Annotated in this window: 12 protein-coding genes; 7 read left to right on the top strand and 5 right to left on the bottom strand. The window is 66.3% G+C overall.

Features of this window, described 5'->3' with window-relative positions; all coding sequences use genetic code 11:
* Positions 1 to 480 precede the first annotated feature (480 nt).
* Positions 481 to 660, top strand: a complete 180-nt coding sequence (locus tag VGF64_15995; GenBank protein HEY1636261.1) for a hypothetical protein — start codon at positions 481 to 483, stop codon at positions 658 to 660.
* 124 nt (positions 661 to 784) lie between these two features.
* Here VGF64_15995 and VGF64_15990 read toward each other — a convergent pair whose 3' ends face one another.
* From VGF64_15990 to VGF64_15980, 3 genes are all read right to left on the bottom strand, one after another.
* Positions 785 to 1,216 (bottom strand): VOC family protein, encoded by a 432-nt coding sequence (locus VGF64_15990; GenBank protein HEY1636260.1) that lies wholly within the window; start codon positions 1,214 to 1,216, stop codon positions 785 to 787.
* A 32-nt stretch (positions 1,217 to 1,248) separates the two neighbouring features.
* Complete coding sequence (locus tag VGF64_15985; GenBank protein HEY1636259.1) at positions 1,249 to 1,677, bottom strand: helix-turn-helix transcriptional regulator; 429 nt, start codon at positions 1,675 to 1,677, stop codon at positions 1,249 to 1,251.
* 221 nt (positions 1,678 to 1,898) lie between these two features.
* On the bottom strand, positions 1,899 to 2,552 hold the full coding sequence (locus VGF64_15980) for a TetR/AcrR family transcriptional regulator (protein HEY1636258.1): 654 nt from the start codon (positions 2,550 to 2,552) through the stop codon (positions 1,899 to 1,901).
* A 188-nt stretch (positions 2,553 to 2,740) separates the two neighbouring features.
* On the opposite strand from VGF64_15980, the gene VGF64_15975 reads away from it, so the two are divergent.
* The 5 genes from VGF64_15975 (at position 2,741) to VGF64_15955 (ending at position 7,429) form a co-directional block, all read left to right on the top strand.
* A complete protein-coding gene (locus VGF64_15975) occupies positions 2,741 to 4,246 on the top strand; it encodes an MFS transporter (GenBank protein ID HEY1636257.1) in 1,506 nt (501 codons plus the stop codon).
* 13 nt (positions 4,247 to 4,259) lie between these two features.
* Entirely contained in the window at positions 4,260 to 4,940 is a 681-nt protein-coding gene (locus tag VGF64_15970; GenBank protein ID HEY1636256.1) for an NAD(P)H-binding protein, read from the top strand.
* A gap of 15 nt (positions 4,941 to 4,955) precedes the next feature.
* Positions 4,956 to 5,858, top strand: a complete 903-nt coding sequence (locus tag VGF64_15965) for an alpha/beta hydrolase (protein HEY1636255.1) — start codon at positions 4,956 to 4,958, stop codon at positions 5,856 to 5,858.
* Positions 5,859 to 5,988: 130 nt separating this feature from the next.
* Positions 5,989 to 6,669 carry a hemerythrin domain-containing protein gene (locus VGF64_15960; GenBank protein ID HEY1636254.1) on the top strand — a complete coding sequence of 227 codons (681 nt, stop codon included), beginning with the start codon at positions 5,989 to 5,991 and terminating at the stop codon, positions 6,667 to 6,669.
* Positions 6,670 to 6,994: 325 nt separating this feature from the next.
* The gene (locus VGF64_15955) at positions 6,995 to 7,429 is read left to right on the top strand and encodes an ester cyclase (protein HEY1636253.1); all 435 of its coding nucleotides are present in this window, start codon (positions 6,995 to 6,997) and stop codon (positions 7,427 to 7,429) included.
* Positions 7,430 to 7,780: 351 nt separating this feature from the next.
* Here VGF64_15955 and VGF64_15950 read toward each other — a convergent pair whose 3' ends face one another.
* Together VGF64_15950 and VGF64_15945 are read right to left on the bottom strand one after the other, a co-directional pair.
* Positions 7,781 to 8,749, bottom strand: a complete 969-nt coding sequence (locus VGF64_15950; protein HEY1636252.1) for a hypothetical protein — start codon at positions 8,747 to 8,749, stop codon at positions 7,781 to 7,783.
* Between the two features lie 136 nt (positions 8,750 to 8,885).
* Positions 8,886 to 9,404 carry a TetR family transcriptional regulator gene (locus VGF64_15945; protein ID HEY1636251.1) on the bottom strand — a complete coding sequence of 173 codons (519 nt, stop codon included), beginning with the start codon at positions 9,402 to 9,404 and terminating at the stop codon, positions 8,886 to 8,888.
* Positions 9,405 to 9,580: 176 nt separating this feature from the next.
* On the opposite strand from VGF64_15945, the gene VGF64_15940 reads away from it, so the two are divergent.
* Entirely contained in the window at positions 9,581 to 10,471 is an 891-nt protein-coding gene (locus VGF64_15940) for an SDR family oxidoreductase (protein ID HEY1636250.1), read from the top strand.
* Positions 10,472 to 11,164 lie beyond the last annotated feature (693 nt).

Genomic DNA, 11,164 nt, shown 5'->3' with positions numbered 1-11,164 from the left:
GCAACAAGCGCAGTGTGAGTTGGGCCGACCCGAGGTGGATGGCATCCGGTGCGGCCGATCTGATGTGCCCCAGCACGCGACTCCCGAGCCTGAAGCCCGGGAGTCGCGTGCAATGGTTAGTCGTGTGCGCTCTACATGTTGGGACAGGGCCCCGAATGGCTCGTCCCTGGTGAGGGATGCGTAGCCGGCGGCGCGGTCGTTGCCGGCGTGCCGGACGACGAGTTCCCAGATGACGAGCTACCCGACGTGGCCGCGTAGGCCGCCGCTGTGCCCCCTCCGACAAGGGCCCCCGTGAGAGCGATGCCAGCGAGGGCCGGTCGAAGTCGTATCCGCAAATGTGTTCACCTCCTTCATCCATGGTCTCTGTCCTGGTCAGTGGACAACGCCTGCCTTGGACCACCCTGGGATAGACCGGTGACCCACGTAGGAGATCGCTCCCCGCCGGCGCGAAGCCGGCACACAGCTGGCTGCCAGAGGGCGATGAACGAGACCGTGCACCTCGGGAAGATCGCCGGGATCCGCATCGGCGCCAACTGGTCGTTGCTGTTGACCTTCTGGCGGCCTTCGGCCCGGGTGTGGTCGACGACCTGGTCCGCGGTGTCGACGAATACGTCGCGGGAGAAAAGTGCGCGGCCGCGATCGGATGTGTTGCCATTCTGACCTCGAACGCCCTTGCACGCAGGCTGGCTGGGCCCGAAGCCTCCGGCTTCGCCGGTGGGGCAAGTCCGATCACCCGGCGAAAGGGGCACGTCCCGCCAGGTGATCGGCGCACCTGTAACTGTGCTCAGCGGCGGTCCATCGAGAACTCGAGCACTTGTGTGAGGCGGATGTTGTTACCCGACGGGTCGCGGAACGACGTGTCGATGCCGTAGGGCTGCTGGGTAGGCGGGTCGTTGAAGACGACGCCACGTTCGGAGAGCTGCTTGTAGGAGGCCTGGCAGTCATCGGTTTCGAGGAACAGTGTGCCGCCAGCACCCTTGGCGACCAGCTCGGCGAGCTGGTCGCTGCTCTCGGCCTCGAGCATCGGCGGCCTTGGGACCGGCATGAGCACGAGCCCGGTATCGTTCTCCCCAACTGGAGCCACGACCAACCAGCGGAAGTTCCACTCGTCTACGGTCACGTCCGAGCGCACCTCCCAGCCGAGCGTCCTTGTGTAGAACGCGAGGGCTTCCTCCTGGTCGTGCACCCAGAACTGTGCATTGGCGATCTTGATCATCGGGGTCCTCCTCGTCTCGACTGCCTGCAACGTTACGGACGGGAGGAAGGCTCGGCTTCTCGAAACGTGCGGTTCTGGCGACGGCCATAGGACTGGGCGACGCAGCTCGGGATGCGGATATGGCGCTGCGCGGGGGGGAACGCGGCCCGATAGGCGAGCGGCGGCGCCCCGAACACGCGCTGGAAGCTCGTGGTGAAGGAGCCGAGGCTGGCGAGCCCCACGGCAAAGCAGATCTCGGTCACGGTCCGATCCGTGTTGCGAAGTAGTGCCGCAGCACGTTCGAGGCGGCGGGTCAGGAGGTACTGGTGGGGCGCCTCGCCGAATGTTCGCCGAAACTCCCGACTGAAGTGGGCGGGAGACAGCCCAGCGGCTCGAGCCAGGTCCGCCACCTTCAGTGGCTCGAAGTATCGGCCGTCGGCGAGATCCTTGGCCCGCAACAGGTGACGAGCGGCCGGCGTCATAGGCCAAGTATTGCGGATGCCTGCCGGGCGCTTGCCATGGGTCCCTTATGCGCCTACTTGGGACAGTCGAGCTCGGGCGGAAGGTACGCCAGGGCGTTGGCGCCGAACGCCGCTCGAAGGGCCGACTGGTCCGCGCGCAACGGCGGGTCGGAGCGCCAGCAGCGGCGTACCTTGAACACTCCGCTCCGAGCGGCGAGCTCCGCTCACAGTATCGGATGGCTTCATCGTCGCTTGACGACACGACGCCCCCGGCCTGGTTGTGGGGCGAGCCAGCCATCCAAGCTGTCGATGATGCTCGCCATGATGGGCCGAAGTTCCCTGGCAATCTGTCTCGAGCTTTGTCCGGCGACTTTGCGTCGCCCGCTCTCGTCGGTGATCATCTGGATCACCCACGCCAGTGCGATCCCCTGCACCTTGGCCACCTCGGGGCTCGTGCCAGGTGTTGTTTCGTTGATGGCGACGGCGATGGCGTCGGCCAAGCGGTCGGTGACCTCCAGGGACAGGCGCCGGACGGTGGGGCTGATGGCGGCGAGGTAGTCGAGCCCCCCTCGCGCCTGATCGGCGGGTATCGCCTTGCTCCCCTCCACGAAGTCGAGGACATAGTCTCGGATTGCGGCAGCCGGGCTGGTGCCGGCGGGCCTGGTCCTGATGAGCTCCGTGAGGCGGTCGCTGAGATCCCCCTCACGGTCGAACACAAGGTCCTGCTTGGTGGGGAAGTAGTTGTACACGGTCTGCTCGGAGACCTCAGCGGCCTCGGCCACGTCCAGTACGGAGACGTGTTCGTAGCCGCGCTCGCCGAACAGCCGCGCCGCGGTGTCGGCGATGTGCTGGCGGTTCCGGCGCTTCTTTCGTTCACGTAGCCCGATGTCGGCCACGGCCCTCCTCCTTGACTTCAGTCGACAGGAATTTTAGGGTGAACACCACCGTTAGGGTTTACACAAGGATACACCGGTGAGCGGTGGAAAGGAGTCTCCGGTGACAAAGCGCCCAACGAACCTTGTCAGCGGCCCAAGGGCTCCCTGGGGCGCCTGCTCGCCGCCCAGCTCTCGAGAGGAGAACGGCCATGGCAGTCACGTCCGCTAGCCCGGTTACGAACATGCGGGAGGCCGACCCCCGCCGATGGATCGCGCTGGCGGTCTTGGCCTGCTTGCAGTTCATGCTCATCCTCGACGCCACGGTGGTGAACGTGGCCCTTCCCTCGATCAGAACCGACCTCGGCTTTTCCCAGTCGAACCTCGCTTGGGTGGTCGACGCCTATGTCCTCGTCGCCGGCGGCTTCCTGCTCCTCGGTGGCCGGGTAGCCGACCTGTTCGGCCGGCGGCGCATCTTCATCGCGGGGGCGGTCGCCTTCGCCCTCGGCTCTCTGGCCAGCGGACTGGCCCAGGACCAGGTGATGCTCATCGGCTCTCGGGCCCTGCAAGGCCTGGGCGAGGCCCTGGCTGGACCGGCCGCCCTTTCGATGATCGCTGTGCTGTTCGTCGACCCCAAGGAGAAGGCCAAGGCCCTCTCCATCTGGGGCGGTCTGGCCGGCCTGGGCGGCACCGTCGGGGTGTTGCTCTCCGGCGTGATCATCGATGTGGCCGACTGGCGCTGGATCTTCTGGATCAACCTGCCCGTGGCGGCTGCTGTCATCGTCGCCGCCCTGCGGCTGGTTCGCGATGACCGGCACCGGGCCCGGAGCACCTTCGACTTCGCCGGGGCGGCCACCGCCACTGGTGGAATCACGGCCATCGTCTATGCGCTGTTGGAGGCCAACCGCAATGGCTGGACCTCGGTTACCACCCTCGGATTCTTTGCTGCCGGGGCGGCGCTGTTGGCTGCCTTCCTTGCCATCGAGGGTCGCCTGCGCGCCCCGTTGGTCCCGCTTCGGTTCTTCAAAGCCCGCGTGCCGAGGACCGCCAGCGGCCTGATGGTGCTCGTCGCTTCGGCGCTGTACGGCATGTTCTTCCTGCTCACCCTCTACATGCAGCTGGGCCTGCGCTGGTCACCGCTGCACACCGGACTGGCTTACGTGGTCTTCGGCCTAGGTGTGGTGGTCGCCTCCGGTGCCGCGTCACAGCTCCTGCCAAAGATCGGGGCCCGCCCGATTGTGGTCGGCGGGATGAGCCTGGCAGCAGGTGGGTTCGCCCTCCTCACCCAGCTACCCCTTCACGCCCAGTACTGGAGTCAGATCGTGCCGGCCATGGTCCTCATGGCCTTTGGTCTGGGGCTGAGCTTCGTGTCCTTGACCATCTCGGCGGTGTCCGAAGCCGGGGAGGCCGACGCCGGTCTCGCCTCGGGCATGGTCACCACCGCCCAACAGGTCGGTGGCGCCCTGGGATTGGCCGTGCTGGTCTCGGTGGCCACCGGTCGGGCCTCGAGCCTGGTCGGCAGCGGTCACCCCGCCGCCGTTGCCCAGCTCGCTGGGAGCCACCTGGCCTTCGGCGTCGGAGCCGGTCTGCTCGCCGTCGGTGCCGTGCTGGCCGCGCTGCTGCTCGGCTCGTCCAAGCCTTCGGCCCTTCCGGCGCCTGCAGCCATCCGCCAAACCGCATCCGAGGGCGAGCTCGAGCCCGAGCCGCTCGCCTCGTGAGAAGGGAACAACGATGAAGCTCACGATCTTCGCAGCGACCGGGAATGTCGGCCGACAGGTCCTCGAGCAGGCCGTTGCCGCAGGTCACGACGTCACCGCCGTGGCACGAGATCCGAAGAAGCTGTCTGCAGTACGTGGCACCGGAGACGTACGCGTCATAACCGCAGACCTCGCCGCTCCGGACCCGGCAGCGCTCGAGTCCGCCGTCAAGGGAGCCGATGCGGTGCTGTCGGGGCTCGGCCCTCGGTCGAGCTCCGACGCCGGGATCGCGGCTCAGGGCACCCGCTCCATCGTGGCGGCCATGCAGGCGACCGGCGTCGTCCGAATCGTGATCATCAGCGCCGCGCCGGTCGGCACGGTCCCATCGCCGGGCCGACCGAGGCCGCCGAAGCACGACCCGGGTGACGGGTTCTTCATGCGGCACCTGTTCAGTCACGTCGCCGGAGCCGCCTTCGGCAGGGTCTACGCCGATCTCGCAGCCATGGAGGACGTCCTCCGTGGCAGCGACCTGGAGTGGACCGTGATCCGGCCGCCGAAGTTGACCGACAAGCCGCTCACAAGCCAATACCGCACGGCATTGGGCCAGAACATCCGCGGCGGCTGGTCCGTTCCTCGGGCCGACGTCGCCCACCTGATGCTCCGCGTGCTCGACCAGCCCGAGACCATCGACCAGGTCATCGGGATCGCTTCCTAGTAAGGAGAACTGACAGTGACGAAGAGAGATGTTCTCGAGCACAGCGACCGCGACCCGATGACAAGGAGCCGAATCGAGCTGTCTGCCGGGACGATCGAGTACGACGACACCGGCGGCGATGGCCCGACGCTCCTGCTCCTGCACGGGCTCCTGATGGACGCCTCCCTATGGGACGACGTGATCGCCCGCCTCTCCGTCGATCACCGGTGCGTGGTGCCGACGCTGCCGCTGGGGGCGCACCGCCAGGCGATGCGCGCCGACGCGGACCTCTCCATGGGCGGGATCGCCCGGCTCGTTGGCGAGTTCATCGACCGCCTCGAGCTGCGCGAGGTCACCGTCGTCGGCAACGACACGGGCGGGGCTCTGGTACAGCTGCTCATCTGGGCGAGATCCACTGGGGTGAGCGGAATTGTTCTCGTGTCCTGCGACGCCTTCGACAACTTCCCCCCGGGCCTGACCGGCAAGACGCTGTTCCTGGCCGGGAAGCTTCCCCCCGCGTTGTTCGGCCTGTTCATGCAGCAGATGCGCCTGCGGCCGCTGCGTCGGCTCCCAATCGCCTTCGGACGGCTGACGAGGCGAGGCGACGCCGCCACCGACCGGTGGATGAGACCACTCCTGCACCAGCACGACATCTGCCGCGACACCGTCCGAGTTCTGCGCGCGGCGGCGGCCGACAAGCACCTGATGCTTGACGCGGCCGAGTGCCTGGCTGACTTCGAGCGCCCCGCCCTCGTCGTCTGGGCCAGCCAAGACCGCGTCATGCCGCCAGAACATGGACGTCGCCTCGCCGAGCTTCTCCCGCATGGACAGCTGGTCGAGATTCCGGACAGCTACATGCTCATCCCCCTGGACCAACCAGCCAGGCTGGCGGAGGTTGTCGGTCATTTCATGCACACGTCGGACAGAGACGGACACTGACCAAGGATCGAAATCGAACCCTTCCAAGACTTCGTGATCACTCACTAGCAAGGAGACCGATCATGTCGCACAGACCCGTCCTGGAACGCAGCAACCACCAGGTGATCGATCGAACAAGGAGAGCCTGACGATGACGAACAGACATGAGCTGGAGCGCGGCAACCGGGAGGAGATCAGCCAGGACCGGCCCGAGGTCTCAGACGACGCCATCGACTTCACCGGCATGTATGCCACCCACGACGCCTTCCGGCGTGACCTCGACCGGCTGACAGCAGCCGCGCAGGCCGGAAAGGGCAGTGCCCCGGAGGTGCGTGCGGGTTGGACAACCTTCAAGGCCCAGCTTCTCGTCCACCACAGCGTCGAGGACGCCCACCTCTGGCCCGCCCTCCGCCGGGCCGTGGCGGACCGACCCCGCGACCTCGCCCTCACAGAGGACATGGTGGCCGAGCACGCCCAGCTCGACCCGCTGCTGGCCGCGGTCGACGAGGCTCTGGCCGGCGAGGCGGTCGACCTCGGCGCACGAAGCAGAGAACTGTCCGCTGCGCTCAACCACCACCTAACCCACGAGGAGGAACGCGCGCTTCCGCTCATCCAGTCGGTGCTGACCCGTGCGGACTGGCGTAGGTTCACCAGCCAGATGGCGCGCCGCCAAGGTGTCAGAGGCGCTGCGGTCTATGTTCCGTGGACCCTCGATGGATCACCGACCGTCGCACAGCGCCGGTTCGTGGCCGCCCTGCCTGCCCCTCTCCGGATGATCAACCGGGTGTTGTGGCAGCCGCGGTATCGGAAGCGGAATCTCTGGAACTTCTGATCCGCAGCCCGTGGATCTACTTCTCACCGCAAGCTCTCGGCTCGGCGGAACCCAGCTCGTACGGCTCCGTCAATAAGCTCTCTCACATTTTCGGGCTGCCCTGGGTCCGGGGGATCACTCTTCACTCAAACCAACGAGGTCAATGATGAGCCACATCGAGAGCGGGTCTCCTTCTCCGCGACCGCTCAAGTCAATCGCGGCGAGTTCGGCATCAATCGATGGACGGGTGGCGGCGTGGTCAGCGACAAGGTCCCGATCGGCCTAGAGATCCATGCCATCCGGCGATGACCGCCCGAAGATTCACACCCACTCGAGGAGCAATCCCATGTCAGCAGGTCAGGTAGCCAGCAACAAGGCGACGCTCAGCCGCCTCCACGATGCCCTCAACAGCGGGGATGAAGAGCTCATCTCCACCGCGATCGACGAGGTCTTCGACCCGGACGTGCGCATCGGGACCCCGGTGCCGATCGGGGCGACCGGCGCGCAGGCGCTCAAGCAGGTGTGGGCGACTCTTCTTCGGGCGTATCCCGACCTGCACGTCACCCTCGAGGACCTGTTCGGCGCGGAAGACAAGCTCGTCGCCCGGAACACGGTTACCGGAACCCACCAGGGCGAGTACTTGGGCGTGCCGCCCACCGGCAAGTCCGTCACCTACAACGAGATGTTCATCGCCCGCTTCGCCGACGGCCGCATCGCCGAGACCTGGGGCGTCGTCGACCTGCTCTCACAGATGAAGCAGCTCGCCGCAATCCCGGGCTAGCACAGCCGCAAGGTGTCAGGTATGAGCCGAACACATGTCAGGGATCAGCCGAACACGTGTCGGGGGTCACCCGAAGACGAAACGTCGGTGATCAACCGAACCAATACAGTTCTTGGTGCGCCTGTGGAGTTCTTGGTGCGCACAAGTTCTTGGTGCGCCCAGTTCTTGGTGCGCCCCCTGGGATTCGAACCCAGAACCTGCGGATTAAGAGACGGCTCCGGTCGGTCCAGGAGTGGCGTACAGTCCGCTGAGCTGGCCTTATTCGGGCCTGCTCGTCCACTGAGAGCGCTGAATCCGTCTAGTGGGCTCCAGTTACGCGGTGGGATACGCGGTGGCGGTGCCACCGGGCGTCTACCCCCTATGGGGCGACAACGGGCGTCTCGCCCTCGAGGTTCGCCCGACCGGGTCCACGTTCGTGTATCGCCTGCGGGGCATCCACCCGAGGCGGAGCCGCCGCTGGCCCTTCCTCCGCGACCCGAGGCGGAACGACGTGATGTGGTCGACGCCTCGCTCGCCGACTAGGAGTTCGGTGACGAGCAGTAGAGCAACCTGCTCTACCGCATCCTCGGGCAGGCCAAGCCCGTCGACGACGGGGAAGGGATTCGTGCCGCTCACCATGAACGACATCGTGTCGAGCGGGTTCGGCTCCCCAAGAAACGCAACCCGGGCGGCGAGCTCGGTGAGGTCCTCCGGGGTCCTGTTGTTCACCGCCATCTCCAATAGGTTCGACCGGTTCTCCGGCCTCCGGTCGCCCGTGATCGTGATCTTGCGCCCTCGGCTGCCCGTCGTCTCCGATACGACGGTGTTGACCCGGACCGGGCTGGTGCCGCCGGGCCAGGTGATCCGCGTGTCGGAGTTCCTCCCGTAGGACGCGTCGGGGCGACGACCCTCGAGGGACGCAGCGAGGGCGTTGTCGCGGACGCGGCCCACGACGGTGACGGTCCGGCCGTCGTCGTGGATGCTGGTCGCCCTGAAGATGGTGTTGCCGACCTTGACCCACGGGGCGAGAGCGTCCGCGGCCATGGCCCGCAGTCGCCTCTCGATGCGCTGAGCCAAGTCGTCGGGTGACGTATACGTGCCGGTCGTATGGAAGACCCGGACCTCGGCGGTGAAGTCCCGCTGGCGGCCATCTTGGTCTGCGCTGGTCGTCCAGACGCTGATCCGGAGGCCACGCGCGACGGCTTCGTTGTATTCGGCGTGCGTTGCTGAGTAGCCGGTCTTTGGAGTCTGGCCACCCAGCTCAACCCCCTCCGCCGCCGGCCGGAGGAGCAGATATCGCTCGGGATCCGGCGATCTGGGACAGGACGCTCTCGACCTCACCGAACGTTTTGGCGCACTCGATGGGCGATACGGCCTTTCGACACCAAGGGTTACGTCGGGGGCGGGCCTGCCGACACTGGATGGCTCATGATCTCGCATCTCTGGCGGCAGCTCTCATGCCCTTTGCGGCAATGGATCAGTTACCGGCAGTGATTGCTTTCAGTTGGTCGATCGACTCTCTGATGAGTCGAGGCAGGTTGCGGTTGCTCGGCCGCTGGATCCAGCGTTCGAATGCCACCTTGAAGGCGGCGATGCCGGCCTCGGCGGTGAGGCTGGCTGCAGGGGCTTTGACGCCGCGCCGGCGCAACGCGTCGGCAACGGCCGAAGCCAACGCCGCCAACTTGATCAGCTCCCGCTCTTTTAGTTCGGCGTTGGCGGCTATCACCGCTTGGCGCTGTCGTGACCAATCCCCTCGTTCCTGGAGCAAGGCGCCGGCCGCCTCTAGGGCGGCGGTGACTGCGACGATCGGAGCAGCAGCGTCCGGCGCGCCCGCGACGCGTTCGGCCAGCAACTCCTGAAGGGCCGCCGATCCGGAGAACAGCACCTCGCGCTTATCGGCGAAGTGCCGGAAGAACGTCCGCTCGGTCAGCCCGGCGCTCTCGGCTATCTCGGCCACAGTGGTGTTCTCGAACCCGCGCTCTACGTACAGTTCCATGGCCGCCTGCTCGAGTCGGCCTCGCGCGTCGGGCTCCCATCTTCCCACGCCAAGAAATGGTACTACTCCTTGATGTCAGCCGCTGACATGGGTAGAGTGATGTCAGCAACTGCCATCGCTTGCGTCTTCGGCCCAACCGAAGACCGAGGGACTGGCGACAACAGGGAGGTCTATTGATGCGCGTATTCGTCACTGGCGCGTCCGGTTGGGTCGGCTCGGCCGTGGTGCCCGAGCTCGTCAATACCGGCCATCACGTCGTTGGTCTCGCTCGCTCCGAAGCTTCGGCCGACGCACTAGCGGCGGCACGAGCCGAGGTGCATCGCGGCTCGCTCGAGGAACTCGACAGCCTGCACGAAGGGGCGGCGAAGTCCGACGGTGTCATCCACCTGGCGTTCATCCACGACTTCGATCAGTACGAGGCCGCCAACCAGACCGACCGACAGGCGATAGAAACCATCGGCGCAGCACTCGAGGGATCCGGTCGACCACTAGTCATCACGTCGGGGGTGGCGACCACAGCCGAGGGCCGTCCGGCGACCGAGCACGATGCCGCCGCTCCAGAGTTCCCGCGGTCGCCGGCGACCACCATGACCCTCGCCCTGGCCGGGGCAGGCGTGCGCTCTTCAGTTGTCCGACTCCCACCCACGACCCACGGGCGAGGAGACAACGGCTTCATCCCGACCATCATCAGGATCGCTCGCGAGAAGGGCGTCTCCGGCTACATCGGCGATGGATCCAATGTTTGGCCTGCCGTACACCGCTCCGACGCCGCCAGGGTCTTCCGCTTGGCCCTGGAACAGGCGCCGGCGGGGTCGGTCTGGCACGCCGTCGGTGAGGAGGGGGTGCCCACCCGCACGATCGCGGAGGTGATCGGGCGGCAGCTGGACATCCCGGCGGTATCGATCGCTCCCCAAGAAGCGGGCGAGCACTTCGGATGGATGGGTGTCTTCTGGGCGATCAACGCCCCGGTATCGAGCGCCTTAACTAGGGAGCGACTGGGCTGGGAGTCCACCGGGCCCGGACTCATCGAGGATCTCGAACAAGGCCACTATTTCGAGCGTACGTGACCTCAAAGCCGGGCGACAGTGCCGCTACCAGGCGAGTCACGCGCCGCCCCCCAGCCGGCAGGCGACGCTCCAGCGCTTATCGCGACGAGATTCTGGGGCAGGTCCGTGGTTGGTGTCACCGGCCAGGGAGATGGGGTGTGCGCTTGCGGCCTGACGCGCAGTTCTGGTGCCCCATTTCGCTCAACACCCCAATCAGAAGCTATGAAGCGATACGGTCGTGGCGGTGCGCCGTCTCGCTCCGTAAGGTACTTCTGCAGTCGGGACCCTGCTGGAACAGTCCGTGCTTTCCAGGCGAGCATTGCTGCCGTGATTGACAGTCATGTGAACCGAGACCCTGATATCCGGTCGGGCCGAGACTCCGCTCCCGTACCAGCCTCATTGGTCTCAACAGCCTCGGCGCATTTTCAGAGTCAACTTGATGGTGAGCGTGACCCCGCCGAAGGGGTGCAGGCCTCCCGACCCGTCGAGGACGGCTCCTCCTGCAGACGGTTGGGCTGAAGCCGCCTTGCCCTGGACGTTCTGTGCGGGGGTAAACGGGCCGTGATCCGATTATCACCGGCCGCAGACGGCCTCACATCACCGGCTTTTTCAGGGTGAAGCTCCTAGTGACTCGCTGACGCGACAACGTTGCCCGCCGTGACCTGCGGGGGATTCGGGAACAGCGAGGCCGCGTTGTCTCGAACCCAGTCGGCC

Source organism: Acidimicrobiales bacterium (assembly GCA_036491125.1).
GTDB lineage: Bacteria > Actinomycetota > Acidimicrobiia > Acidimicrobiales > AC-9 > AC-9.
The sequence above is the reverse complement of the archived record's forward strand: the minus strand, read 5'-3'. Positions and strand labels throughout refer to the sequence as shown.